The 25,397-nt window shown below is 55.2% G+C and carries 23 protein-coding genes; 9 read left to right on the forward strand and 14 right to left on the reverse strand.

Annotated elements, in window-relative coordinates:
- Positions 1-151: DegT/DnrJ/EryC1/StrS family aminotransferase (locus tag HQL52_13855; GenBank protein ID MBF0370532.1), on the forward strand; the 151-nt coding region annotated here is incomplete at its 5' end.
- Between the two features lie 191 nt (positions 152-342).
- Positions 343-1,350 (forward strand): transglutaminase domain-containing protein, encoded by a 1,008-nt coding sequence (locus HQL52_13860; GenBank protein ID MBF0370533.1) that lies wholly within the window; start codon positions 343-345, stop codon positions 1,348-1,350.
- Between the two features lie 124 nt (positions 1,351-1,474).
- On the opposite strand, the gene HQL52_13865 is transcribed toward HQL52_13860, so the two are convergent.
- From HQL52_13865 to HQL52_13895, 7 genes are read right to left on the reverse strand one after another with little or no spacing between them, the layout of a single operon-like run.
- On the reverse strand, positions 1,475-2,374 hold the full coding sequence (locus HQL52_13865; GenBank protein MBF0370534.1) for a glycosyltransferase family 2 protein: 900 nt from the start codon (positions 2,372-2,374) through the stop codon (positions 1,475-1,477).
- Positions 2,371-3,456 carry a flippase-like domain-containing protein gene (locus HQL52_13870; GenBank protein MBF0370535.1) on the reverse strand — a complete coding sequence of 362 codons (1,086 nt, stop codon included), beginning with the start codon at positions 3,454-3,456 and terminating at the stop codon, positions 2,371-2,373. The genes HQL52_13865 and HQL52_13870 overlap by 4 nt, the downstream gene beginning before the upstream one ends.
- The gene (locus HQL52_13875; protein ID MBF0370536.1) at positions 3,449-4,171 is read right to left on the reverse strand and encodes a WbqC family protein; all 723 of its coding nucleotides are present in this window, start codon (positions 4,169-4,171) and stop codon (positions 3,449-3,451) included. Before HQL52_13875 ends, HQL52_13870 begins: the two co-directional genes overlap by 8 nt.
- Positions 4,168-4,782 (reverse strand): GNAT family N-acetyltransferase, encoded by a 615-nt coding sequence (locus tag HQL52_13880; GenBank protein MBF0370537.1) that lies wholly within the window; start codon positions 4,780-4,782, stop codon positions 4,168-4,170. The genes HQL52_13875 and HQL52_13880 overlap by 4 nt, the downstream gene beginning before the upstream one ends.
- Complete coding sequence (gene asnB / locus HQL52_13885) at positions 4,779-6,761, reverse strand: asparagine synthase (glutamine-hydrolyzing) (GenBank protein MBF0370538.1); 1,983 nt, start codon at positions 6,759-6,761, stop codon at positions 4,779-4,781. The genes HQL52_13880 and asnB overlap by 4 nt, the downstream gene beginning before the upstream one ends.
- A complete protein-coding gene (locus tag HQL52_13890) occupies positions 6,688-7,800 on the reverse strand; it encodes a radical SAM protein (protein ID MBF0370539.1) in 1,113 nt (370 codons plus the stop codon). The genes asnB and HQL52_13890 overlap by 74 nt, the downstream gene beginning before the upstream one ends.
- A gap of 59 nt (positions 7,801-7,859) precedes the next feature.
- Positions 7,860-8,888, reverse strand: coding sequence for a radical SAM protein (locus tag HQL52_13895; protein ID MBF0370540.1), 1,029 nt, complete (start codon positions 8,886-8,888; stop codon positions 7,860-7,862).
- A gap of 725 nt (positions 8,889-9,613) precedes the next feature.
- Between HQL52_13895 and HQL52_13900 the strand changes: the two genes are divergently transcribed.
- Positions 9,614-11,065: a metallophosphoesterase gene (locus HQL52_13900; protein MBF0370541.1), complete on the forward strand. Its 1,452-nt coding sequence runs from the start codon at positions 9,614-9,616 to the stop codon at positions 11,063-11,065.
- 398 nt (positions 11,066-11,463) lie between these two features.
- Here HQL52_13900 and HQL52_13905 read toward each other — a convergent pair whose 3' ends face one another.
- From HQL52_13905 to HQL52_13915, 3 genes are all read right to left on the reverse strand, one after another.
- Positions 11,464-13,152 (reverse strand): hypothetical protein, encoded by a 1,689-nt coding sequence (locus HQL52_13905; GenBank protein ID MBF0370542.1) that lies wholly within the window; start codon positions 13,150-13,152, stop codon positions 11,464-11,466.
- Positions 13,153-13,542: 390 nt separating this feature from the next.
- Entirely contained in the window at positions 13,543-15,879 is a 2,337-nt protein-coding gene (locus tag HQL52_13910; GenBank protein MBF0370543.1) for a PAS domain S-box protein, read from the reverse strand.
- A gap of 84 nt (positions 15,880-15,963) precedes the next feature.
- A complete protein-coding gene (locus tag HQL52_13915) occupies positions 15,964-16,386 on the reverse strand; it encodes a DUF420 domain-containing protein (GenBank protein MBF0370544.1) in 423 nt (140 codons plus the stop codon).
- Positions 16,387-16,953: 567 nt separating this feature from the next.
- On the opposite strand from HQL52_13915, the gene HQL52_13920 reads away from it, so the two are divergent.
- Positions 16,954-17,499: a hypothetical protein gene (locus HQL52_13920; protein ID MBF0370545.1), complete on the forward strand. Its 546-nt coding sequence runs from the start codon at positions 16,954-16,956 to the stop codon at positions 17,497-17,499.
- 259 nt (positions 17,500-17,758) lie between these two features.
- Here the strand turns inward: HQL52_13920 and HQL52_13925 are convergent, their stop codons facing one another.
- The 4 genes from HQL52_13925 to HQL52_13940 form a co-directional block, all read right to left on the reverse strand.
- Positions 17,759-18,406 (reverse strand): DUF3782 domain-containing protein, encoded by a 648-nt coding sequence (locus HQL52_13925; protein ID MBF0370546.1) that lies wholly within the window; start codon positions 18,404-18,406, stop codon positions 17,759-17,761.
- 210 nt (positions 18,407-18,616) lie between these two features.
- Entirely contained in the window at positions 18,617-19,066 is a 450-nt protein-coding gene (locus HQL52_13930) for a cyclic nucleotide-binding domain-containing protein (GenBank protein MBF0370547.1), read from the reverse strand.
- Positions 19,067-19,207: 141 nt separating this feature from the next.
- A complete protein-coding gene (locus HQL52_13935; GenBank protein ID MBF0370548.1) occupies positions 19,208-19,630 on the reverse strand; it encodes a CoA-binding protein in 423 nt (140 codons plus the stop codon).
- A 269-nt stretch (positions 19,631-19,899) separates the two neighbouring features.
- Positions 19,900-21,036 (reverse strand): CBS domain-containing protein, encoded by a 1,137-nt coding sequence (locus HQL52_13940; GenBank protein ID MBF0370549.1) that lies wholly within the window; start codon positions 21,034-21,036, stop codon positions 19,900-19,902.
- Positions 21,037-21,191: 155 nt separating this feature from the next.
- Between HQL52_13940 and HQL52_13945 the strand changes: the two genes are divergently transcribed.
- The 5 genes from HQL52_13945 to lptB all read left to right on the forward strand — a co-directional run bounded on the left by HQL52_13945 (position 21,192) and on the right by lptB (position 25,018).
- The gene (locus tag HQL52_13945; protein MBF0370550.1) at positions 21,192-22,145 is read left to right on the forward strand and encodes a KpsF/GutQ family sugar-phosphate isomerase; all 954 of its coding nucleotides are present in this window, start codon (positions 21,192-21,194) and stop codon (positions 22,143-22,145) included.
- A gap of 37 nt (positions 22,146-22,182) precedes the next feature.
- On the forward strand, positions 22,183-22,728 hold the full coding sequence (locus HQL52_13950) for an HAD hydrolase family protein (GenBank protein ID MBF0370551.1): 546 nt from the start codon (positions 22,183-22,185) through the stop codon (positions 22,726-22,728).
- A gap of 235 nt (positions 22,729-22,963) precedes the next feature.
- Positions 22,964-23,539, forward strand: a complete 576-nt coding sequence (lptC, locus tag HQL52_13955) for an LPS export ABC transporter periplasmic protein LptC (protein ID MBF0370552.1) — start codon at positions 22,964-22,966, stop codon at positions 23,537-23,539.
- A 151-nt stretch (positions 23,540-23,690) separates the two neighbouring features.
- Entirely contained in the window at positions 23,691-24,242 is a 552-nt protein-coding gene (locus HQL52_13960) for a hypothetical protein (GenBank protein MBF0370553.1), read from the forward strand.
- An 8-nt stretch (positions 24,243-24,250) separates the two neighbouring features.
- Positions 24,251-25,018: an LPS export ABC transporter ATP-binding protein gene (lptB, locus tag HQL52_13965; protein ID MBF0370554.1), complete on the forward strand. Its 768-nt coding sequence runs from the start codon at positions 24,251-24,253 to the stop codon at positions 25,016-25,018.
- The last annotated feature ends 379 nt before the right edge of the window (positions 25,019-25,397 follow it).

Raw genomic sequence — 25,397 nt, forward strand, 5'->3', positions numbered from 1 at the left:
GCAGTTTGGATTCCAGCGGGGAGCCTTTCCCATTGCCGAAAAGATCGGCGATCAAACCCTCTCCCTGCCCCTCTGGGTGGGGATGAATGAAGAGCACGTGGCTTATGTGGCAGATACCGTCAAGAAAACTGTCGGGCCGTTGGTCTGCTGATACCTGTTTTGTTTCGAACCATACGCTGGCAGATTGAAAAATAAAGACAAAATCAAATTTAAAACCTTGAAGAGGAAGAATCCCCCCCAACCATCATCCGGGTTGACAACCACCGTGCAACGATCCAGGATCCGGACCGGGGCAGGCCGCCTGTCCATACCGACACCCAACCTCAAACAAGGTGACAGCAGATGAAAAGAGTATTCGGCATTCTCTCGCTCCTGGCCTTCCTGGCGACAGGAGTTCCCTCCGCCTGGGCAGCCAAAGGGATCGTAACCATGACCATCGAGCCGACGACCAGCGGCCAGATGGCAACCAGCCAGGTTTGGCTCCCCTACCCCATCTCCGGCCCCTTCCAGAAAATCCACGACATCGACATTCAAGACAATGCGACGACATCCGCCGTATATGGCGATCCGGACAACGGTGCCACGCACCTCTACGCCGAATGGCGTGACCACACCCCCGGACAACGCCTGGTATTGCAATTCCTGGCTGATACCCGGGAGCGCCGCGTGGAAAAACTGGTGGACAAGGGACTGCCTGTGCCGGCCGAGATTGAAAAATATCTTCAGCCAAACCACTGGCTGCCCACGGATGGTGCGGTGGGAAAAACCGCCGGGGAAATCGCCTCCGGCCGCAAGGGAATTTTGGAGAAGGCCCGCGCCGTCTACGACTGGGTGGTCGAAAACACCACCCGTGATCCCAACGTACGCGGATGCGGCCTGGGGATCGTCGAGGCAACCATGAGCCAACGTAGCGGCAAGTGCGCCGACCTGAGTTCGGTCTATGTCGCCCTGGCTCGGGCCATCGGCGTGCCATCCCGTGAGGTGTTTGGTCTGCGCCTGGGCAAAAAGCCGGAGCAAGACATCACCGGCGGCTATCACTGCTGGGCAGAGTTCTACCTGCCCGGCACCGGCTGGGTGCCAGTGGACCCATCAGACGTCCGTAAAATTATGCTGGTGAACAAACTGACCCTGGAACAGGTCAAGGCTGAACGGGAATACTATTTTGGAGCCGTGGACGACGTGCGCATCACCCTGCGCCATGGTGGCCGCGGTCTAACCCTGACCCCCCCGCAGAATGCCGGTCCGATCAACTATCTCATGTACCCCTACGCCGAAGTGAACGGCAAGGCACTGGACTATTTCGATCCTAAAACCTTCCGTTATACGGTCCACTTCAAGGCCGTCAACTGATCCCGAAAACCACCTGCAACCCCACCATGACGGTGGCCCCCGCCATCTATCGAGGGCCACCGTCATCTCTGTGCCCGGCATCCCCCCCTCTTTTTTTTAATCGTATAAAGTCAAAACCATTTGATCACCTGAAATCCTTGAACAGAGGAATCACCAACCTCAACACCTCATCCGAAAGAAAAAAAGGACTCGAAACCCGCTCTATCGATCCCCTCTCCCCTACCGGCGTCCTGCTCAACCGCCACCCCCACTGCAACCAATTACCCGCAATATCCACCACCGTGCGAATCACCGTCCCAATCCGCGTCCCCTTCGCCTCCCCCTCACTCCTGGGAATAAAATTGATCGGCACCTCAATAAAACGACTCCCACCATAATAGGAACGAATCAACATCTCCGGATTGACAAAAGGCGTCGTCCCCGACATCGGCAACCCCTGCACCGCCCGGGAACGATAAAAGGTGATGTTTTGAAAGTCGTGAAAGTTGGCCCCAAACAACATCCGCTGGGTATAATAATTGCCCAACGAAATCATCGCCTTCCACAAATTATCCGAACGACCCCGAATGCGATAGATCGAACGAATCAACGGAATGTGACTCAAAATCCGCTCCGGCACCACCCGCACCCCCTGCACCACGTCATAATGGTTCAACAACTCCAAAAAAGTGCGCAGGTTGGTAATGTCATAAGACCAATCCACCGTCTGCCAAAAAAGATACTCCTTGCCCGCCGCCTGCACCGCCCTGCGACAGGAAAGCCCGACGTTTAAGTTTTTTTCGTTGTGAATCACCTTGAGCCTCGGCTCCCGCTTGGCCCAAGCATCCAAAATTTCCCCGGTACGGTCCGTAGAGCCGTCATTGACAAAGACGATCTCAAACTCCTCCACCGTCTCCTCCAAAAGCGCAATGGCCCGAGTGAGAAAACCATCCACCAACGCCTCTTCGTTCAATCCCCAAGAGAGAAGCGAAACGGAACGGTTGAACTTGGCACGCTCAAATGTCGGCCTGGCCAGATCGCTCATGAAGCCCCCCTCCCCCCTTCAGACATCTTCCCGGTTTCCAAATGAGCATCCACCTCGTTGCGATAAATGAGATAAGCAAAAAAACCCGGCAACGCCGCCCCCAACGTCAAAATGCGATAAACAAAAAAGAGCGAACCATAGGCGATCATCGAAGGCATGGGCTCAATCCAACGACAGAGCTGATCAAAAGCCGCCTCCCCCACCCCAATCCCCCCCGGAGTCAGCGGAATGGTGTTGGCAATCAAAGTCCAGGCGGTAACAAAGGCATAATCCAGAAAAGCCAGCACCCCCCCCTCGGTAGAAAGCCCAATCAACACCACACTGGCAATCCCCAAAGCCTGGGACAATACCGAAAGCCCCAACGCCCCAAAAAGCAACGGAATCGCCCGACGATAGAGCTTCACCGCATCCGCCGCCCGACTCAATATCCGCTGAAGCAAACCATCAGGATTGGCCCAGACAAAACTCCGCAAGCGATCACTCTTCCACACCAACCAAAGCGTCAACAACCCCACCACTGGCCCCACCACCAGCAAAAGCAAATTGATCATCGCCAAAATCCGCAACGGTGGATTGCCCATAATCGCCTCGGGATTGAGAAAAGCCGCCACCAACCCCAGCAACAACAGCGCATAAAACCCAATCGCCCGATCCACCAGGACCGAAAGCGCCGCCCCCCCCCGATTGTGCTTGGTGGCCTGAATGGCATAAGCCACCCGCAAAGCATCCCCCCCCAACAAGCCGCCCGGCAAAAAAAGACCGAAAAACATCCCGATAAAAGTGACCTGGATCGCCTTCATCCGGGAAAGGGGAATCTCCTGGGAAACCAAAAGCAGGTGCCAGCGAAAACCCGCCAGCAAAAAGACCGTCATGGTCATCCCCACCACCCCAAAAACCAACCACGGCTCCAAAACCAGCTCCCCCATCACCGCCAAATCCAAGCGATTTTGATGAAGCAAAAAGAGCAGCAACAGCACCGCAGAGAGGAGCTTGACCCAAAAAAGCCAACGCTTGCCCGGCTTCTTTTTCGGCTCGGAATTGGAATCGTGCCCCCCAACCATCTCCTTTCCCCCATCAGTCATGATTCCCCTCCCCGCCCCCCAAGGAAGCCCCCTTCCCAGCCAACAGCGCCAAACTCTCCGGCCCCACGTTAAAAAGCAGATCCAGAGTCGAAAGATAGGGAACAAACCCCCCATGGAGCTGGGGATAGGTGGGGTGCTGATAATTTTGCCACTCCACCCCAATCCCGGCCTCCGCAAAAAGATCCCCATCCAGATAATCCCGGGCGCTGTCCCCGGTGAGATAGGTATCGGCCCCAAAGTGCTGGCAAAGCGCCACCAACCGGCCACTTTGACCACCCCCAACACCCAGCTCGCTCGACCGATGAAGAGGCCGTTCAAGCCCCAGCCAGCCACACATCCTTTCGATCAACGCCAAATCCAAATCCACCAGCCTCTGCCAAGGGTGTCGCAACACCTCCCCCAAGCCGGGCAGATAAAGATCCCGAAAGGGCGCCCGGGCGTAGAGTTGGGAGAGGGTGTTGAGCTGCTTTTTCCCCCAGGGGCGGCTGTTGTCGATGTCGATATCCATGATTCGCGGTTTGGCGAGACCCTTGTGACGCACCGGCACCGTCAGCCATACCGGACCTGAAGCTGACTTCACCCGGTTGCGGTTGCGCCAGCCGTTTTTGTCAAACTGCACATCGTCGTAAAAAACAAAATGGTCCGCCCGCTGCATCTGATCAAAAAATCCGAGCCAGGGGAGATAGCCCGGTTGCAGGACCGCCAGCGTGGTCATGACAGCCCCCCCTCCCGCCACTCCGCCGCCATCAAACCCAAAAGATGTACATTGTGATGGCTCCCCCAACGAAAGGCATGCTGGCGCAAAATCCCCTCATCCTGAAAACCCATCTTCCGATAGAGCGTCAGAGCCCGCTCGTTATAAGCCACCACCCGGATCCAGATTCGATTCAGCTCCAAGAGATCAAAGGCATAATCCACCATCAGCCCCAGCGCCTCTCTTCCCAGCCCCCGGCCCTGGCGGCTCTTCTCGCCGATGGTCAGCCCCAGCTGGGCGGTGCGGTCGTGGCGGTCGATATCACTGAGCTGGATAAAACCAACCAGCACCCCATCGCTGAGATCCTCCACCCCCAACACCAACCGGTTGGACTCCCGCTCTTCCAAAATCCGCTGATACCACCGCTCCTCCTGCTCTCTGGAAACCGCCCCGGGATAGCCCAGGACGTTGTCCCGAATTTCCGGATCGTTGCGCCAGGGCAGGGAGCGATCCAGGTCGGTGATTTGAACCGGACGCAGGCAGACCCGCTGGCCGGTCAGATGTACGGGGGAGGCCAAGTCGGAAAGATCCCCGTCAGGAGCTGGAAAGCCCTCCCGGCTTGAATCACTCATGAAACGCCTCCCCGCCCCAAGCCATGAAAGCCACTGTGATTTTCAAAAAAACGGTTCCACCAGAGCTGAAACACCATCAAATTCCAGATCCGGTTTCCATGATTACCCCGCCCGGCATAGTGATCGTCAATCAAGATCCCCACCCGCTCGGGCAGCAACAAGCCGTGCCTCTCCAGAGCGCCCGCCGACAGGGTCTCCCGCACAAACCCTTCCAGCTTTTGTAAAATCCATTCGTTGATGGGCATGATAAACCCCTCCTTGGGCCGATCCACCAGATCAGCTGGCAGGAGATCCTTCACCGCTTCCTTGAGGATATGCTTGACCCTGCCCCGTTTGATTTTCATCCCCCCCGGCAACTGCCAGGCATAAGCGATCATGCGGGGATCCAGAAAGGGGGGACGCACCTCCACGGAGTGGGCCATGGAGAGCCGGTCCACAAAGGGAAGCACCTGATCCGAAAGGATGGTCTTCGAATCGAGATAGAGCTTACGATTCAGAGGATCGGTGGTGTGGCTCTCATGGAGGTATCGCGCCACCAGGGCTTCGGTGGAGACCCCCGCCACAGCAGCCCGCATCCGGGGGGTATAGAGATCCTGCTTCATCGCTTCATCGGCGATATATTGCCCCATGCGCCCCGAAGCCTCCCCACCCCGATCAAGAATTGCTGCCAGCCACTCGGTTTGATCTTCAAAGGGAGCCAACCGCGCCAGATCTTCCTCGTCAAAATCCCCCATCCGCTGCCGGTGACGTTGCAGATAATCCAGCGGCTGGGCCAGACGGTGGGGAAGATAGCTGCCGAAGAGTTCATCCGCGCCATCCCCGGAGAGGGCCACCTTGACATGGCGGGCGATGGATTCGGTGACAAAATAGGTGGAGATCACCCCGGAAAAGGGTTCATCAAAAGCATCGATCACCGCTGGAATGGCATCGGTCAAATCCTGGCTGGTGATGGTGTGCTCGTGGTGGTGGGTACCATACATTTCAGACACTTGCCGGGCAAAGCGGCGGTCGGCATTCTTGTGGGGCAGCTCATCGCTGTAGGTGAGGGTAAAAGTCTCGATCGGTCTATCGTGCAAGCGGCTCATGAGGGCCACCACACTGGAGCTATCCAAACCACCGGAAAGGTAGGCCGCAAAGGGCACATCCGAGCGCATCTGCAAGCGGACGCTATCGGTCAAAATATCCCGGATGGTGGCCCCGGCACGCTCCTCATCGATCTGGTCGTCCTCCGCAAAAGCCCCCCTCCACCAACGCTCCCGGGTGATCTCCCCCCCTGCAAAAATCAAACACTCCCCCGGAGCCAGCTGCCCCATCCCCTTGAAGGCGGACCAGGGGGCGGGAATATTCTTGAAGCTGAAATAGTGGTGCAGGGCTGTCAGATCCGGCTCACGCTGAAATTTGGGATGGGCCAAAATCGCCTTCGGTTCGGAACCAAAGAGAAGCTCCCCATCCACCCGGGCAAAATAGAGGGGTTTGATCCCGGCATGATCCCGGATTAAAATCAGACGCTTGCGGGATTGATCCCACAGGGCGATGGCAAACATGCCGTTGAGATGGTGGATGAATTCCAGCCCATGCTCTTCATAGAGGTGAACGATGGTTTCCGAATCGGCATGGTGGGAACGAAAGCGGTGGCCCCGGGCTTCCAGGGTGGTGCGGAGTTCGGGATGGTTGTAGATCTCGCCGTTGAAGACCGCCACGATGGAGCGATCCTCGTTGAAGACCGGCTGCTGACCGGAAGCCAGATCGATAATCGCCAACCGCCGCATGCCCAGGGCAATCCCCTCCCCCAGCCACATCCCCGCCTCATCCGGCCCCCGATGATGCAGGGTAGAGGTCATCCCTTCCAGGGTGCCCCCCTCCCCCGGCCCGGTAAATCCGCAAATACCGCACATGAGCTGCCGATCAGGAGCCGTCGGAGTGGGTTGGAGAGGAGGTGTGCGACGGAGAGAAAACCGCCCCCGGTGAGGAAGCGTCACCCTCTCCCGATACCCCCAGCTTTTTTTGGCGGCTCTCTTCCGCCTTGCCAATCACCTTCCAATAGTTGTGTTTCCAGCTGCGATAGCGCCAGTCGGGGCAGCTCGCACAGAGTTCAAGCTCCTTGCCCCGATTTTCCAGATGAAGCGTCCGATAGTGTTCAAACCCCGCCCCATGCCAGATCCCGGCGATGGTATCGTCGTTGACGTTGCCCATGGAGGTTTTGGCGGCGATGTCAAAACCGCACACCATGACGTTGCCCCGGGTATCGATGTTGAGGCGCTCGAACAAAAAGGGGCACGGGACGGTGTCGGTATCGATGTAGGGGGTATCGTCGGCAGAGCGATCACCATCCAGGGTGGTGTTTTCCCCCCAGGTGAGAAATTTCCGCTTGATGAAAGCATCGATACCGATCTCTTCCATCCAAAATTTTTCCGCCGCGTCCAGCACCACCCCCTTTTGATGCACCCCGGAAGCAACAATCCGGGAAACACCCCGGATCTCCTTGCGAATGGCCAGAAATCGCTTGACGTTGGTCACCAACGTGTCCCAATCGAGCCCCTTGCGCACCTCTTCGTAAACCGAAGCATCCGCCGCATCCACCGAAAATTCGATCATATCCACCCCGGCTGCCAGCAGCGCCCGGGAGTTCTCTTCATCAAAGAGGGAACCGTTGGTGATGAGGCCGATTTTGCAGCCTTGCGCCTTGGCGTAGAGAAACAGTTGCGTCGCCTGCTCGTGGAGCATGGGCTCCCCGCCACCGGAAATCCGCAGATAAGCCCCGTGGGGCCCCGCTTCGTCGGCGATTTTTTTAAACAGCGCCTCCCCCATGTAAGGGGCATCCCGATAGCTTTGGCGAATGTTGGAGTTGGTATAGGGACAGTGGGGACATTTGGCGTTGCAGGGGTAGACCAGAGAGAGCACCAGCATCATGGGAAACGCCTGGGCTTCGGGGCGCAGGCCGTAATCGGACTGGGTGTGCTGAGGGGGCTGGTCAGGCTGGGGGGGCTGGTGTGGAGAGGCCTCTGACAGGTCGATCATCCCCTCCTCCCGGGTCAACTCAAGAGGGGATAGGCTGGAGGGGGCCTCTGATGGGGGGCTCATGGGTTGTTTTCCTGTTGTGGGTCAAACCAAAAAGGGCGGGTGCCAGCCAGGGTTTCCTCTTCATAATGCGCCCCGGCCACCTGCCAATCCCCACACCCCTGGCACAGCTCGGGCAGCTCCTGCCAGCGGTGTTCCCGGTGGAGCACCCGCAGCTTTTCGCCAAGAATCCCCCAAGCCTCTTTGACGGTCATCTCCCGAATGTTGCCCACCACAAAGCGTCCGTCATAGTCCACAGCACAAGCAACCACCGTGCCGTCTTGATGGATGGCCATGGTGTTATTGGCCCAGGGGCAGGCAATGCGAAAATCGTCTCCATGGATGATGGTGTCACTGCGGATCGATCCCTGAGCTCCCCACTCCAGCATGGGCCGCACCTTCACCTCCGCCCCCCGCTCCTGCCAATAGCGGCGATAGTCTTCCACCTCGTGGACATTTTCCTTCATGATGGAAAACTGTGCGGTAATCGATGGATAATCCTGCCCCCGCTCCAAGCGCCGGCGGCAAAGTTTTTCCACTGCGGGGTAAACCTTTGCCCATTTGGCCGGTTTGCGGATTTTTTCAAAGGTCTCCTTGCTCAGGCCATCCAGGCTCAGGATAAATCGCTTGAGGGGAGAGTCGAGAATTTTTTCGATATTGTCCCAGCGATCCAGCAGGGTGCCGTTGGAGTTCAACACCAAATTTTCACACCCGACCTGATGGGCAAAATCCAGCCGCTGCCAGAGCTTGTCCTTGAGCAGAAAAGCCTCCCCGTAAAAGGTGGGCCACACCTCGCATTGGGGCATCTCTTGGGCCACTTCCGTGACGATTTTTTCCCAGAGATCCTGCGCCATGTGTTTCAATTCCCGGGTCATCTCCACATGGGCGCAGTGGCTGCATTTCAGATTGCAGTAAGAGGTGTTTTCCACCACCAACTGGGGGGGAAAGGGGTGCTCCACCAGGTCGCGCTCGATTTTGAGCAGCTCCTGGCGACGTTCAGGGTTGGATAGATGGGGGGTCAATCGGGAATAGTCCACCGGATCCCTCATGGCAAAAGCCGGGGGGGCTGAAGAGTCCCCGCACTGGCTGGGAAGTCAACAGGAAAGAGTGCTCAAAACCGACAGGGATCGAGCCCCCTTTCCCAAACAGGCCACGCCGTTGAAAACAGATCCCGCGTAGCTTACGCATCCCAACCAGTTTATCACGTTTTGCCCAAAATCAGGATGGTGGATATGGGGCTTTAAAAAGAGAACGTGCTGCCGACAAAACAGGCCCGCCACAGCTTGCCCGCCTACCGGACTTTTTTTTCAGCTGGATCCACACCCTCCAAGGAATCATTGGGGGCCAACCGGCACCCTGGAAAGAGGAATCATCGGAGTCCAACCGACGCTCTGAAAAACCGATCCTTCAAAACCCTTTCAACAATCAAACAACATATTCTACAAATAGTGACGTTCCCCAACGCCACCCCCATTCCACCATCAACATGTCGGAGAGCGGGCAGTCGATAAAAATCGGTTTTCAACGCAACATGTCAGCAATGAATAACCACGATCAATCAAATACATACTCATTATCGGACAGAAACAGTGGACATTCCACCCCAAAACCCATTTTTTTTTCGGTACTGGTTACAAAATGTTTGGAAATTTCGGTCTCATGAGATATTCCTGTTACATGTACCATTTATAATCGCCTGCTGAAAATCAGTATTCACCCGGCATGGGAGGCTATCCCCCAACAGTTCATTTTTTTCAATTATCCCAAGGTTGCCATGTCCCCTACCCTCAGCCCCGCAGATGTTGGTTTTTTTCAAAAACTCAAGACAGTTTTTGTTCGTCCCAAGACTTATGAGCTGGACGATCTCCCTTGCGAAATCCACCTCATGGGAGATGAGATCAAGATTCCCCACAACGATCTGCCCATCCGGCTCCATCTGGGGCGGGAAAAGCGGGGCAAGACCTTGTGGCTCTACCCTGAAAATCCATTGGATCTTGAAAATGTACCGGCTGAAAACAATTTTCTCATCTTTGACCCGGAACGCTATTTTTCAGAGTCCAGTGGCTTTATTCGGCTGGAGCCGGGTGAATCCGTGGTGCTGGGGCGAAAAAACAAACAGCAACAGGCCTTCTTTCACTTTCCCCGCACCGTCTCCCACCGCCACCTGACGGTCTGTCACGGGGGAGATTCGTTCGTCTTCAAGGATCTGACCAACGATTCCGGCACCTACATCGCCCCCCTGGGAGATCAACTGGAAGAAGAGCTGGCCGCCTCCAAACGCTTGAGCCGTCTGGCGCGGATCCGGGATATTTTTGGCGGCCCCATTGAGCTTTTACCAAATGCAAAGGCCCTGGACCTCATCCGTCAGGTCAACACCATCCTGGAGACCGAAGCGAGCCGCCCCCTGGATGATCGGGGCTGCCCCGGGGGCATGGTCACCCCTCCGGAAGGCATCTCTCCCCTCATCATCGGCGATCTCCACGGTCAGGTGGACAACCTGCTCAAAGTCTTAAGCGAAAACCATTTCCTGGAACGGCTGGAATCGGGTGAGCTGTATGTGGTGCTACTGGGGGATGCGGTCCACTCGGAGATCGACGGCTGCCTGGAGGAGATGGAAGACTCCATGCTGATGATGGATCTGATCTTCAAGCTGAAGGTGCGCTTTCCCCACCAGATTTTCTATCTGCGGGGCAATCACGACAGCTTTTCCTCGGAAGTGTGGAAGTGCAACATTCCCCAGGGGGTGGTGTGGGAGCAGCAAATCCGCAAAAAACGGGGAGCGGCTTACAAGGAAGAGATGGATAAAATGTACGAGCAGCTGCCGTGCGTGGTCTGCTCCGATCAGTTCGTCGCCTGCCACGCCGCCCCGCCCAAGGCCCATGTCACCCAAGAGCTGCTCATCAACACCTACCGCTATCCGGGCTTGGTGAAGGAGATCATCTGGAATCGCCTGCGCCGCCCCAACTATCCGGCAGGCTACACCAAAACCGACGTGATGCGATTTCGCAAAGGGGTGGGCGTAGCCCCTGAAACCCCCTTCATCGTCGCCCATAACCCCCTGTCACGGGATGTCAGCGTCTGGATGGATGTGGGTGAAATCAAAGACCATCACATTGTTTTCAGCGGTCTGGTCCATCAGGTGAGCGTTTTCAGCCCCATCAAAGGCAAACTCGTCCCCTTGATCTACACCACCGAACCCTTGATTGACCTGGTCAACCGGCTGTAAAAAATCGAATCATGGCAACCGACTGCAAAAAAGATGGGAACCAATCACCCTGTTTCAGCCACCAATACTTAAAGTCGGCAACCCTTGACAGAACAAATTTTTTGATTGACACAGAGAAAATTCGTCTGTATTCTTGACAGAGACAGGAAGGAGAATGTGCCATGAAAACCAAAAAAATCTTAGCCGCTCTTTCAGCGCTTGTACTTGCCAGCCTACCGTCTCTGGCAATGGCCACGGCCATGCTGATGAACGGGCTGTAATACCTCCCCTTTTGCGAAAACTGCTGCGCCAGCCACCACCACGCTCTGGTGGGGGCTGAGCAGCCCATGCCCCCTTCCACATTTTTTTTGGACTGGAATTGGCGTCAGCCCCACCAGACCCCTGCCAGTCTGTTTTCATTAAAATCCTGCCAACCGTTTTTCAGCAGCCCGAATGTGATCCTTGATATCACGCATCACTATTCGATCGTAGGCGTTGTTAAAAACAAGTTCACCATTATTCTCCAAACGAATTCTTAAATGCAACACATCCAATGCATCATAAAAATAGGATCTAGCCAGCTTGGTATCCTTTTTTGAATCATACCCGAACCCAAACAAAACAAACCCCATAGTATCCAAAACAGCTGGCCTACTTCCCTGCAACTGTTGATTCCCAACCATCTCATTGATTGTTTTTATGTTTTCCTTGGCAAATTTTTTGGCCAGGTAGCGGTTGGACATGTCCATGGCAGACATAAATGCAAACCCATTCCTCCCGATTACCTTTGAGTAAACATATCTTTCTTTCAAAGACGCCAGCTGATCATCATCCTTACAAAGTTTGCTTTTAGAACAATTTTCAAGCTCCACCAAAGCTGATTCTGCTTTTTTTATAATCCCATCATAAAAAGGAATGATTTCCTCAAAAGAGTAAAGATAGGTCCTTGTCTCCATAATATTTGCAATCAGAAACTCATGATTCAAATTTCTTATTGTTGGATCAGATCCCAGCAAAAACTTGAAGGCATGATTTTGTTCATACCCTTCGCCCAGAATCCACTCTAACATCGCCAAAAACAGATGGACATATGAGTCCTTATCCGCCTGTTTTCTCAATTCTTTCAAATTCATGATAGCGCTGGTCTCAGCGATCGGGCAAGAAGCTCCGGAAAGAGGAGGAGAGGCACCCATTCTGGCAATTTTCTTAAGCAGATTTTCTATACTGGCTGGAGCGCCCTGGTCTTCTTTAAAAACAGACTCCACCCCTTCTCCAACCTTACCTCCATGACCTTCCCCACCCCCATGCTCACCACTTTCCAACCTCTCTTGCCACTTTTCATCAAACAGGTAACGTCGCAACTCTACACTAATTCTCCGCATATTATCTTTAAGCTCTACCAGCCCACCTTCTTTATAGGGCCTCTTTTTTACCTCAGAAACAATCGGCGCAATAAATCTATTAAAAAAATGATAGGAAACACACAGCCTTTTAATCACACCCCCCACATCTTGGCCGCCATTCAGTTTTCTTTTGATATTATAATAATAAATGTCATTCTGGATCGCCTTACCCATACTCCCCAACATATAAGGCATTTGTTGATCCAACAATTCTTTCCGACCTTCCAAGGACAACTCATAATTTGGCCTGACTGGATTTTGCTGACCTCTACTGAAATGCATATTACCTACTGATTCCACTCGACTGATCAAATCGTCAAAATAGGGTGCAACGGCAGCAATAATGATTATTACCGGAAGAGTGGCAAGCTTTAGGTATCCCCAATCCACGATCCTAGTCCATGATTCATCAGTGACGACAAACCATACGGCAATGCCGAAGACTATCCCCAAATAGACACGGATAGCTTCCTTGCCACCAACAGCGATCATGGCGATGGAAAGCCATTCCTGATTAAAATAGCCACTGAAAGCGACGGAAATAACGACGAACGAAACAAGCGCTACGAGGACAATCAGGAGAAGGAACAGACAGATAAACCGGCCAATTTTATTGTTTTGGCAAAATCCAAACTGAAGTCCGGATTTATCCCACAAAAAAACTGCCAGGAAAGAAAAAAAAGCCGCCGCAACGAAAATACCCATATGACTCCCCCACGTTCATATTTTTAAACGCGATCATGCAGCTCTGTTTTAGCCACCCGAATGGATCACATGTTTGATGATTGCAGGGAATAACTCAAGGCAAATCAGTCCACAACAATGATTCTTTGGTGTTTTTTTCGCCCCAACCTACAGCGAGGGAAAGACTCCCAGCCGATCTCAAAAAAACGGCATCATCGGCCAAGTGGGGGGGCCATAGTGGCTCCAGTAGTGGGGGGCGTGGAGGAACCAATGGCCGGGACAGATGGGATATTGGGGGAAAAACAGAGGCACGTGGCGTTTCCTTATGTAGGAGGAGAAACCAGGCCCGCTCTCCGTCAGGCTTGGCAGACTATTTTTTCAGACGATCCCTGCACCTTTCAGACGATCTCTTCACCTTTCAGATGATCCCTGTACCCTGGGTAGAATCACCCGGAATTCAGCGCCGTCATCGATATTTTCCACCTCAATCTGCCCCCCCATCTGCCGCTCAACGATCATCTTGGCCATGTAAAGACCGATCCCGGTCCCCTGCTTTTCGCTCTTGGTGGTAAAATAGGGCTCAAAAATCCGCTCCACCGAATCGGGATCCACCCCGCCACCATTGTCCCGCACGATCACCACCGCCCCCCGCTCATCCTCCAGCAGCCGGATCACCACCTCGGGATCTTCCCGTGCGGTTTCCTGGAGCACATCCCGGGCGTTGGTGAGCAGTACCAGCATCACCTGGGAAAATTCGTTGGGAAAACCGTAAGCGTGGATGGCTTCGGTGGGGGGGAGATAACGCAGCAGAATACCGTGTTGGGAAAAGGCGATATCCACCAGAGAGAGGGTGTGGGCCACCACCCGGTCCGGCTCGAAGAGAACCCGCTCCTTGTTGGGACGGAAAAAATGGCGAAAATCATCAATGGTGGAAGACATCTTTTCGATGATGGAGCGCCCTTTGGCCTCCTGTTCGGTCATGAGTTCAGCGGTGAGATCGCCAAACTGAAAGGCATCGTTGAGGTTGGCTAGAATCAGGGAGAGGGCGTTGATGGGCTGACGCCACTGATGGGCGATATAGCTGATCATCTCCCCCATGGCAGCCAGACGTGATTGCTGAATCAAAAGCAGGCTGTTGCGACGGTTTTCCTCTTCCAGACGGTGACGCCGGGTAATGTCCTGGATGGTGCCCACCATGCGCAGAGGCTTGCCGGCCTCATCCCGCACCACCTCCCCCAGCTGATAGATCACCCGCTCCCCCGACTCTCCACCACCATCCATGCGGTGGACAATGTCCAACTTACCCCCATCTGGCGCCATCGCCGCCTCCAGGGCCTCGCTAAACAGGGAACGCTCGGCCTCGGGTATGGTATTGCAGAAATGCTCACAGCTTTGGGGAGCGGTCTCCGGGGTTACATCCAAAATCCGGAAGCTCTCCTCACTCCAGACCAGCCGGTCGCTGGGGATATCCCACTCATAGCTGCCCACCTGGGCGACCTTTTGGGCCTGGGTCAAACCATCCCGGCTGATGCGGAGCATCTCCTCCATCTGCTTGCGGGGAGTGATGTCCATGGAAATGCGGCAGATGCCGAAGAGGTTTCCCGAAATATCAATCATGGGAAAGCTGTTGGAAATAAAGGTGAGGGTTTCCTCCTCAAAGGCAAAAGTCTGTTCCGTCTGGATGTGATCCATTTTGCGGACCACCTCCCGGTCAAGATCCTCGATAATTTCGGCGATCCCCTGGCCGAAAAGATCCGAAGCCTTACGACCGACGGCGAGCTCCCGGTTCACACTGAACCTTTTTTCGAACTGCTTGTTGATCAACAGATATCGGCCATCCAGATCCTTGAGGCAGACCAGCACCATGGCGTTATCGAGGATGGATTGCAGCTGAATTTCACTCTCCCCCAGAAGGTGGAGGGCCTTGGAGAGAGAAGTTTCGATCTGCTTGCGTTCGGAAATATCCCGAAAAATACCCTGCACCAGACGATCATCACCGATACTGAAAACCGTAGAGGAGACATCCACCGGCACCTTGGCGCCGTTGGGACGCACAATCTTGAATTCCCGATTAAACTGTCGCCCCTGATAGGGCTGATTGCGCAGCAGATCCCGATATTGTTCCGCCTCTTCAGGGGGATAAAGATCAACCTGGAGGCGTCCGATGAGTTCCTCCAGGGGGCGCTTCATCAGGCGAGCCGCCGCCTGGTTGGCGTCGATAATCTCGTCGGTCTCCCCATGAATAAGAAAAATGGCATCCTGGGAGTGCTGAAACAGATTGCGATAACGCTCTTCGCTCGCCTTCAGACGGGTTTCCAGACTGCGGTGGTGCTGCCGGGCCAGATAGAGGCTGGTGTGGTGGCGCAGGCGGGCAATCATCTCCACCTGATCGGGCAGCTTGATGAGATAGTCGTTGGCCCCCAGAGAAAAACATTGGGCCTTCAGGGTGGGATTATCCCGCACCGTGAGCATGATGATAGGCACCCGGCGCATCCCGGCCACCCCCCGAAAATGGCGCAAAAGCTCCAGGCCATCCATACCCGGCATCACCATATCCATCAACACCACTGCCGGGTCCACCTCCCTGGCCTGCTCCAGAGCCTCTTCGGGATTTTGGCAATAGAAGAGTTCAAAACCGGGTTGGCTCTCCAGCATCCGACGGATCAACACCTCGGTGATCTTTTGGTCATCGACCAAAAAGACCCGCACCAACTCTTTTTTGGGCTTTTTATTTAAATTCGGATCCATAGGGATGCCTTAAGCTCTCCTGCCCCTGGTGGTTGGCTACATTGGACCTAACAATAAAGAGGGCCTGCTTCAGCAGGGACCGAATCACCTCCAAATGAGATGGGACATCAGATAGATGGTCACACCGGTAACAGAAACATAGAGCCAAATGGGAAAAGTCCATTTGGCCAACCGCCGGTGTATCTCAAATCGCTCCGAAAGGGCCAGCCAAGCCGTCACTGGTACCAACAGCAGAATCACTGCGGCTAAAACAACGTGGGTAGCCAGGATGGTAAAATAGACCGGCCTCACCCACCCCTCCCCCTGGAAAGGCTGAAAACCGACCTCAAAATGGTAGTAGAAGTAGAACACCAAAAAAAGTGCCGAAGCCCCCATGCCGATCATCATGAAACGTCGATGGGCTTCACGATTCCCGGCACGGATGTGGCGGTAGGCGATAAAAATGGCTGTGGCAGCAGCGATATTCAAAAAGGCGTTGACGTGTACAAGAGCCAAAACCGAACCCATGGCAGCACTTCCTTGATAGGGTTAAACGCTATCCCCCAAGATTCAGAACCACGCTCCCTGGAAAAAAAAACTGGGATCTGCCTCTTTTTAGGACAACGGATGGACGACAGACATTAAAAAAAGCCCCCAGCCATGACCTGATGACAACAGCCTGAAGCCCGTCGCAACAGGTTACACACTATGGCTGAATTCAGCCAACACGGCTAACAATGGTTTCCCATCAGCCCCAGAGATTTCACTGACCAGAATATTTTAAAGGGGCGGAAAAACAGACCTTTGGCTGCTCTGCTGAAAGAAACCCTGTTTCAGGTTCCAGGGAGCAACGTGCCATCCTGTTCAATTTTTTCACCCCCCGCAACACTTTTTTCCTGAATAGTGGCTGTTTTGACCAGATCGCGCTGGACAATATGCAGGGCTGGGGGCACTATTATCGGGCATCTCTGTAGTCGCAGGAAAAAGTGATTATTGTCGTCCAAACCAGACTATTGGCGGGGGCGAAACCGGGCAGCGCCCGAAAATAGACCGATCGGGAGGAATAGCGATCCCTTCCGAGGCCAGGAGGAAATCATGGGAAAAAAATCCAAGAAGGGGGATGAACCCAGCGGCAAGATTCTGGGACGTCTGGAAGATCAGACCAAAGAGCTTCTCGATCAGCTCTCTGCCCGCCAGGCAGCCTTACTGCGTAAAATCGCTGCCCAGGAGCAGGAAAACAACGAACAGCTGGAACAACTCTCCAACCGCAACAGAGCCCTCCTGGGCAAGGTCGCCGAACAGGAAGGACAATTGGAGCAACTCGCAGGCCGCAACGACGCCCTGCGGCACAAGGTGGCTGAAGGAGAAGGAGAGACCGACCAGCTGTCCGAACGCAACGCGGCCCTCCTACGCAAATTTGCCGACCAGGAAAAGCAGCTGGACCAACTTGCCGAACGCAACGCAGCCCTCCTGCGCAAAGTTTCCGATCAAGGCCAACAGCTCTCGGATCGCAACGATGCCCTGCTCAAAAAAGTATCCGCACTGGAAGAGCACTCTCAACAGCTGGCTGATCGCAACGATGCCATTCTACGCAAGCTGAAATCGATGACACCTGCAGGCGATTGGGAAAACGAAAACTGAAACCAAGGTTCGAAAAAAACGCACCCTGCAAACAAAGCCCCCCTGTTGGGCCCATCCCATCAGGGGGCAAATGCATGATCTCACAGGGACGTGAGGTCCCCACCACGCAAACCGGGATGTCGACGACCCAACGGCTTGGAGTCTTGCCGATTTTGCTCCAAGAAACCCCTGTTTTATCTCAAGAAAAATCGATCAAAAAAGCAGTTTCAGCCCAAAAATTCCCCGACCAACAGGCTCTTAAGACAGCGCAACCAAACCCTCACCAGCTCCGAGGGGTAAAATCCCCATCGTTGGCCAGGGCAACACTTTCTCCGGACTGAACAATCACAAAAAGCCCCTGACCCCGGGCGTAGGATTCGGCCTTTTCATCAGAAACAATCCCCGCCACCGCCCCCATCACCCGATAGCCATGGTATTGGGGGAAAAAGCCCTTGAACGCTTCGAGCCGTTGCAAATGGTCCCGCACATCAGCGACCGTCAGAGTGGATTTAACCTCCACCAGTACCACCGCTTCCCGATTGACAACCAGAATATCCACCTCCATATTGCTGCCGTCATCCCGCTTGCCCTTGACCCTTTGGGCAACCTGATGCACCGGAATCCCCCACTGGGCAAACAGGGTTTCACACCCCGGAGCCACCAGATTTTCGACAAATTGACCCCACTTGCTGGTGAGCCCACCGATCTGACGGGCCAAATCTCCCAGTACCCGGTCGGTTTCCCTCCGGGATTCAAGGTTCATCCGCTCCATCTTTTCCTGGGATTCACGGAACATTCGATCCGTCTCCTGAAACTTCCGATCCGTCTCCGCAAACTTCCGATCCGTTTCCGCACTCCTGAGGCGGTTTTCCTGGATCGTTTCCTGGAGTAATTTCCAAACACTTTCAAAAGTCGCCGTTTCACTCATCGAAGGGGCTCCTGATCGTCAAAGTTCGGGCTCTCTACTATCCTACTGGATTCACGCCCATCTTGAAATAAGGAAATATCCTTGCATTTCAATGCGCAACGTCAAAACCCTCTCTAACCATCCCCAAATCGGATAAAAACCTGCTGACAACTAAATATCCTGTCCTTTTTTATTCCGAACGCCTACCATCAATGCTTCAATGCCCCCCTCTTACATACGACTACGCATCCGGGAGGTGGTTCGGTTCAGACGGTGGATGAGTATTTCAATGATGTGGTCCTTGATTTTTTCCCGAATTTCGGTCCCCAGGCGCTTCATCAAATCCTGATCCAATTCCAACACCACCACCTCACCATCAGCCACCACACTGGTACTTCTGGGAGAGTCGGTCAGGAAAGCCATCTCCCCGAAAAATTCTCCGGGGCCCAAGCGGGCAATTTCAGCGCGCCTTTTGAGAATGGTGACGTGACCGATCAAAAGAATGAAAAAGGAGGTGTCCCGGCTGCCTTCCATGATGATCTGGGAGCCGTTGCGGTAGGTATGAAAATTGGTGGAGTGGCCGGAGAGCCGCTTTTTTTCGTAACCGGAAAGACGCTCGAAAAATTCCAGCCCTGCCATCAAGGCGATCACTTTTTGTCGATCCAGCCTGGTTTGTGCCATTGCCTCACTCTCCTGGAATCTCCCGGATACCCATCCCTCACGCCTTTATCAAAGCTCAACCCAGCCCGGCCTGACCAGATGATTTAGCCAACCTGCCCGGCCCGTGTCAATTGGCTCGACTCACCCGTGCATCCGAGAGTCTCAGCCGCCACCCAAAAGCCGTCGGTGCTCCACCATCAGGCAGAGATCCTGAACGCTACGCAGCCCCCCCCGCAGGGCGACCTTCATGGCATCTTCATTGACAATGCCTGATTGCAGCCACAACAGTCCGGCACCAATGGCCACAGCTCCATGGGCGATAGGGGGGGTCTGATCGGCACGGCGGAAAACATCGACGATATCCACTGCGACATCTCCGGGAATTTCCTTCAGGGAGGGATAGCTTTTTTCCCCGAATATCTCCATTCCCCCCGGGCGAATGGGAATGATGCGGTAGCCGGCCTGTTGCAGATAGTGGGCCACCCGATAGGAGGCGCGACCGGGTTTGGGGGAGAGACCCACCACGGCTATCACTTTGGCCGCTTGTAGAATTCGGGTCATGGTCGTGTCATCGAGGGTATTCATGGAAGTTAATCTCCTGGGATTCGTGTAGATAGCCAAAAAAGACCGACTGGCAAGATCGTTTTGGCTTAAACATCTCCACCGGAGGTCTCCCACCGATGGGGCTTTGCCAGAGATCTCATTGTGACGGCATTCCCGGCTTTGCTTTACGTTCCATGCCAACAGCCATCCTGGCTATCTGTCTGTTTGGCAAAAATGACAGGCCTTTTGGTAAAATGGAAAGCCCGCTGACAGGATGGCTGCCAGCTGCTCTCACGCCTTCCCTGTCACCGTCAATTGCACTCCTTGCGACCACTTTCCAGGCCTCCGATGGTCCAAAAAACCCGATCCTCCCCCGTGGGGGTATGGACCAGCCTGAATCGGCTGGAGACACAGAGGGGGTGGCCATCACCGGTACGCAAGGGAAGAGAAATTTTCTCCAGGGTGCCGCAATTTTGCAGCAGCACCGTCACCGCATGCCACAGCTGTGGATCGGTGGAAAAGGCCGAAACACTCCGCCCCACCCAGCTCTCCGCATCCAGCCCCAACGCTTTGGCCCCTTTTTCGTTCAAAGCCAAAATCCGGTGCTCCCCGTCGGGCTCGAACCAGATGGCTGGTTGTTCGATATCCTCCGGGTTCATCACTGCCCGCCGGGAGTGGGCGGAATGGCTCATCTGTCGCAAAATATCGGTTTGAGTCAAAAGACCGATCAACGTCCCATCCGGGGTAAGAACCGGAACCCGTCTGTGTCCGGTTTTTTTGAAAAAATCCACCGCATAAAGCAGGTCCCGATCCGGCTCGATGGTGATGGGATCCGAGCGCATGATGGATTCAACACGCGCCTCGGGCTGCCAGTTGCCCGAGACCCAATGGCGCAAAACATCCCCCTCGGTCACCATGCCCGCAAGCCCGGTCTCGCCCTCTTTTTGCAGCAAAATACAACCCAAATGGCGTGAGACCACCTCTCGGGCCGCCGCCATGCAGGTGAAGGGCAAGGTCACGATGGCGGATTTTTTTCCGAGAATATCCTGCACACGATAGTGGGAGAGCAGTTTGGAGCGGGGCAGCGCTGTGAGGATCTGCTTCTCCATGATCCCGCCGGAGAGCAGTTCATCTTCGTTCATCACCGGAAAACGGCGAAAACGGCGCTGGTTGTAGAGTTTCAGGAGTTCCTGGCACTGGGTATCTTCATGGACCACCTGGGGGGAAGAAATGGGCAGATCCCGAATGAAGGTGGTGTGGGGATCCCGGCCCCGGACCAGCCATTTGAGCAGATCAAACTCGGTCACCAGCCCGGTCAGGGCCATATTGTCGAGCACAACCGCAAAACCGGGAGCCTGCTGGACCATGCGGCGAGCTGCCTCCATGAGGGTCACACTGGGCGAGAGGGTGGCAACATCGGGGAACATGCATTGGCGGACGACGCTCATTTTTTCTAGAGACCTTTTTTGTCTGATTGGCAGATTTTCTCTGATTGGCGGTGGTAACCTGTCTGGAATAGACTATTATGTTGTAAATTGCTTCAAGTTTCCCTGTTTTTTTTTGAGGTTCGTCTTGACTCCCCTTTGAGTGACCACTGACCGGTATGCTGGAACAAGCCAAAAACACCCTGCGATTGGAAGCCCAATCGATACTCGCCATGGCCGAGCGCCTGGATGAACGATTCCTGCGTGCGGTAGAGATTCTTTTTGCCTGCCGAGGTCGTGTGGTCGTCACCGGCATGGGCAAGTCGGGACTCATCGGGGCCAAACTCGCAGCCACTCTCGCCTCCACCGGTACCCCGGCCTTTTTTCTCCATCCCGCTGAAGGGAGTCATGGGGATATCGGCATGGTGACCAACCGGGATGTGGTCATAGCCCTCTCCAACAGCGGCGAAACCTGGGAGGTCAACGCTCTCTTGCCGGTGATCAAACGTCTGGGGGTTCCCCTGATCGGCCTGGTGGGCCATATCCACTCCACCCTGGGGCGGATGAGCGAGGTGGCGTTGGATGTTTCGGTCGCCCAAGAGGCCTGTCCGTTGGGGCTGGCCCCCACCTGTTCCACCACGGCGGCCCTGGCCATGGGGGATGCCCTGGCGGTTTCATTATTGGAGCGTCGGGAGTTTCGCTCTGATCAATTCGCCCTCCTCCATCCAGGTGGCAGTCTGGGTAAAAGGCTCCTGCTCCGGGTCGCTGATGTCATGCATGAGAAGGAAAAAATTCCTTTGGTGGATCAAGCCGCCACCATGCACCAGGCGATCCTGGTGATGACGGCCAAACGCTTCGGCATGACCGGCGTGACCAACGGCCACGACCGGGTGGTGGGGATCATCACCGACGGCGATCTGCGCCGGGGGCTGGAAGGGGGCGAGGCTCTGCTCTCAAAACAGGCCCGTGAATTGATGACCCCCGACCCCAAAACCATCAACCCGGAAGCGTTGGCGGTGGAGGCGGTCAAATCCATGGAGGAGTCCCGCATCACCAGCCTTTTCGTCATGGATCAGGATAAACTGGTGGGGCTGATTCATCTCCACGATCTTTTGGCAGCGGGGTTGATGTGACACTTTTCCAATCACCGAAATCCATCAGGAGGCCCCTGTGAGCTCCCCCTGGCCTGCGACATTGCTCAACCGCGCCCGTCGAATCCGCCTGGTAGCCCTGGATGTGGATGGGGTTTTGACCGATGGCGGTCTCTATCTCAACGATGACGGAGTGCAGATGAAACGCTTTTATGTCGGCGACGGCATGGGCATTCGCCTGCTGCTGGATGCGGGCATCTCCGTCGGTTTCATCACCGCCCGCCACTCCCGCCTGGTGGAGCTGAGAGCCCGGGAATTAAATCTCTCCTTCTGTCACCAGGACGTCAAAAACAAATGGGCCCGACTCAGCCATGAAATGAAACAACAGGGTATCGACGCGGCCGATTGCGCCTATATGGGGGACGATCTGGTGGATCTCCCGGTACTCACCCGGGTGGGATTCGCCGCAGCCCCGGCAGATGCCCGGCCCCAGGTGTGCTCACGGGTCCACTGGGTCGCCAGCCTGGGAGGTGGACGGGGAGCGGTTCGAGAGATGGCCGAAGGCATTCTCCAGGCCCAGGGTGCCTGGGAAGCCATTTTAAAGGCGATGGTGGAAAAGCGATGACGGATACCGCTAAAACCAAGCCACCCCCCCACTTCCAAATGCGCCAGCAAATGCTCCGGGAGCCATTCAAGGGAAGTGCTGGAAGGGATGGTCGCAACAACGCGACTACAATCGAAAAAAGTGTGAACAAAAACGTGGATGGGGATACCCATACCTATCCCCTGAGCCATCGTTGCAGTCGGGTCCGGAGTTGCCATCACCGAGCCCTGCCCGCGTTACGAGGAGAGGAGAGACGGTGCAAGGCCACCATCTGAAATATCTCTTTCTGGCCTTTTCTCTCGGCATTGCCCTGACCATCGGCTGGTATCTCCAACGGCCCGTGGCCCTGGAAGCCAGGGATGGTTTGGAGATCCAGGCCAAGCTGGGAATCGACGGCCCTCAGGTGACCGATATCCGGCTGGTGCAGTATGACGAAGAGCAGCGGACCAAATGGACCCTGACGGCTCCCAGCGCCGTGGAAGAGCCTGGAAACCGCATCGTGGTCCAGGATCCCAGGCTCTCCATCTTTCGCAAACAGGGGTCTGAAATACGGGTCAGCGCCCATCAGGGGATCGTCGACAAAGCGACCAGGGAGATGACCTTCAGCCAGGAGGTACTGGTGGAAGATGGTGATACGGGCCGCCTCTCCACGGAACAGTTGCGATTTGATCCCGCCCAACGCATGCTTTATACCGATCATAAGTTTCGCTTCAAAGGCCATGGCATGCACTTGGCCGGGGAAGGATTGACCCTGCTACAGGATGAACGGCTTCTCAAGGTGAAACAGCGGGTCAAAATGGTTATCCCGAACGGTTTGGGGGGGGCCGTCTAGCGGTTCGGGCGGTCTGATCATTTGGGTAGTGGGCGGTCTGACGGTCTGGGATGCTCTGGCAATTTGAGCGGTGTGACGGTTTGGAATGCTCTGACAATTTGGGCGGTCTGACAACTTGGGCAGTCTGACGGTTTGGGGAGTTGGTTTAACCATGCAGACATTAAAATACGATTCACAACAGCTACGCCTGCTTGTGGCACTCCTCTTACTGGTGCTGGGGTGTCAACCAGCGGCCGCTTGGGCCGAAGCGGGGGATCTCACCATCACCTCCAACAGCCTGGAGATGGACGACAAGAGACAGACCGTGGTCTTCAAGGGCAGTGTCAAGGCGATGGATGGGGAGATGTGGCTTGCGGCTGACAAAATGACGGTTCGCTACAACTCCGACACCCAGGCCCAAAAAACCGGTGAGCGCATTCGCTCCATTCGGGCCGACGGCAACGTGGTGATCAAAAATTCCGGCCACCACGGCATGGCCAGCGCCGCTGTGTATGAAATCAACGAGCGCACCCTGAAATTGCTGGGGGGTAAAAACAACGCGGTTATCAACAAGGGCAAGGACCGGGTGGAAGGTAAAACCATTCTATTGCGCATCGGTCAGGATCGCCGCATCGAAAAATCATCGGTTCTGGGGGAAAAGGGTGGCCGGGTCTCGGTGCGCATCTCTCCCAAGGGAACCTCGGGCTTTTCCGGAAAACCGTGACCCAATCCATGGCCAATCCTGATCCAAAAAACCACAAAGCCCCTCAAAACGATTCCCAATGCCTGCGGGTGGAGGAGATCAAAAAAAACTATCGGGGCCGCAAGGTGGTCCGCAAGGTCAGCCTGGAGCTGAATCGGGGGGAGGTGGTGGGACTGCTGGGGCCCAACGGCGCCGGTAAAACCACCACATTCTATATGGTGGTCGGCCTCATCGCCCCGGATGGCGGCTCCATCTGGATGGATGAGTGGGATGTCACCCGGGAGCCCATGTATCGCCGGGCCCGGGCAGGCATCTCCTACCTGCCCCAGGAGCCTTCGGTCTTTCGCAAAATGACAGTACGGGATAACGTCCTGGCCATCCTGGAGACCCTGCCACTCACCCGGGGACAGCGCCTGGAGCGCCTGGAAGAGCTACTGGTGGAGCTGGGCATCGCCCACCTCTCCCGCACCTACGGCTACACCCTCTCCGGCGGTGAGCGACGGCGGGTGGAAGTGGCCCGGGCGCTGGCCATCGAGCCCAAATATATTCTCCTGGATGAACCCTTTGCCGGCGTGGATCCTTTGGCGGTGGAGGATATTCAATCGATCATCCGCCACCTCAAAGCCCGGGGCATCGGCACCCTGATCACCGACCATAATGTTCGGGAAACATTGGGAATCTGCGACCGGGCCTATATACTTTCCGAAGGTCGGGTGTTGGCCCAGGGCAATCCGGAGCAGGTGGTCCATGATCCGGGGGTACGCAAAATGTATCTGGGAGAAGATTTCCGAATGTAGGATTCCCGGGCTTGGCGCTGCGTTTTGATCCCTCCCCCCCGACAGAACATTCGCTGTTTCCGCCACCGCTGCCGCCATCGCTTTCCTATCACTGATGGGGGCTTTAAAATAGCGACTGGGTCGTTGCCAAGAGGGTGTTTTTTTCTGGCTATAGCAAGCCTACCTAAAAATCAGACACTCTTCTCTGACTCGTCATCCCCGCGAAGGCGGGGATCCAGTGAGCTGATGATTGCCCTCTAAGGAAAAACCAAATCTTCAGAAAGGCCGGAGTTTTGCTGATAAAGTGAAGCAAGATTTGGAAAGTTCCGTGCCAGGCACTCTGGATTCCCGCATTCGCGGGAATGACGAAACAAGGGCAACGGCATATGTCCAATTCTTG

This window comes from Magnetococcales bacterium, from assembly GCA_015232395.1.
Lineage (GTDB): Bacteria > Pseudomonadota > Magnetococcia > Magnetococcales > JADFZT01 > JADFZT01.

Excerpts from the sequence above, each read along its gene's own strand:
- HQL52_13890 (MBF0370539.1), bottom strand. The coding sequence starts at position 7,800 with ATGATCGACCTGTCAGAGGCCTCTCCACACCAGCCCCCCCAGCCTGAC.
- HQL52_13870 (MBF0370535.1), bottom strand. The coding sequence starts at position 3,456 with ATGACTGATGGGGGAAAGGAGATGGTTGGGGGGCACGATTCCAATTCC.
- HQL52_13895 (MBF0370540.1), bottom strand. The coding sequence starts at position 8,888 with ATGAGGGATCCGGTGGACTATTCCCGATTGACCCCCCATCTATCCAAC.
- HQL52_13940 (MBF0370549.1), bottom strand. The coding sequence starts at position 21,036 with ATGAGCGTCGTCCGCCAATGCATGTTCCCCGATGTTGCCACCCTCTCG.
- lptB (MBF0370554.1), top strand. The coding sequence starts at position 24,251 with ATGGCCAATCCTGATCCAAAAAACCACAAAGCCCCTCAAAACGATTCC.
- HQL52_13900 (MBF0370541.1), top strand. The coding sequence starts at position 9,614 with ATGTCCCCTACCCTCAGCCCCGCAGATGTTGGTTTTTTTCAAAAACTC.
- HQL52_13925 (MBF0370546.1), bottom strand. The coding sequence starts at position 18,406 with ATGAGTGAAACGGCGACTTTTGAAAGTGTTTGGAAATTACTCCAGGAA.
- HQL52_13905 (MBF0370542.1), bottom strand. The coding sequence starts at position 13,152 with ATGGGTATTTTCGTTGCGGCGGCTTTTTTTTCTTTCCTGGCAGTTTTT.
- HQL52_13875 (MBF0370536.1), bottom strand. The coding sequence starts at position 4,171 with ATGACCACGCTGGCGGTCCTGCAACCGGGCTATCTCCCCTGGCTCGGA.
- HQL52_13960 (MBF0370553.1), top strand. The coding sequence starts at position 23,691 with ATGCAGACATTAAAATACGATTCACAACAGCTACGCCTGCTTGTGGCA.
- HQL52_13945 (MBF0370550.1), top strand. The coding sequence starts at position 21,192 with ATGCTGGAACAAGCCAAAAACACCCTGCGATTGGAAGCCCAATCGATA.
- HQL52_13930 (MBF0370547.1), bottom strand. The coding sequence starts at position 19,066 with ATGGCACAAACCAGGCTGGATCGACAAAAAGTGATCGCCTTGATGGCA.
- HQL52_13910 (MBF0370543.1), bottom strand. The coding sequence starts at position 15,879 with ATGGATCCGAATTTAAATAAAAAGCCCAAAAAAGAGTTGGTGCGGGTC.
- HQL52_13935 (MBF0370548.1), bottom strand. The coding sequence starts at position 19,630 with ATGAATACCCTCGATGACACGACCATGACCCGAATTCTACAAGCGGCC.
- HQL52_13920 (MBF0370545.1), top strand. The coding sequence starts at position 16,954 with ATGGGAAAAAAATCCAAGAAGGGGGATGAACCCAGCGGCAAGATTCTG.
- HQL52_13880 (MBF0370537.1), bottom strand. The coding sequence starts at position 4,782 with ATGAGTGATTCAAGCCGGGAGGGCTTTCCAGCTCCTGACGGGGATCTT.
- HQL52_13865 (MBF0370534.1), bottom strand. The coding sequence starts at position 2,374 with ATGAGCGATCTGGCCAGGCCGACATTTGAGCGTGCCAAGTTCAACCGT.
- HQL52_13860 (MBF0370533.1), top strand. The coding sequence starts at position 343 with ATGAAAAGAGTATTCGGCATTCTCTCGCTCCTGGCCTTCCTGGCGACA.
- HQL52_13915 (MBF0370544.1), bottom strand. The coding sequence starts at position 16,386 with ATGGGTTCGGTTTTGGCTCTTGTACACGTCAACGCCTTTTTGAATATC.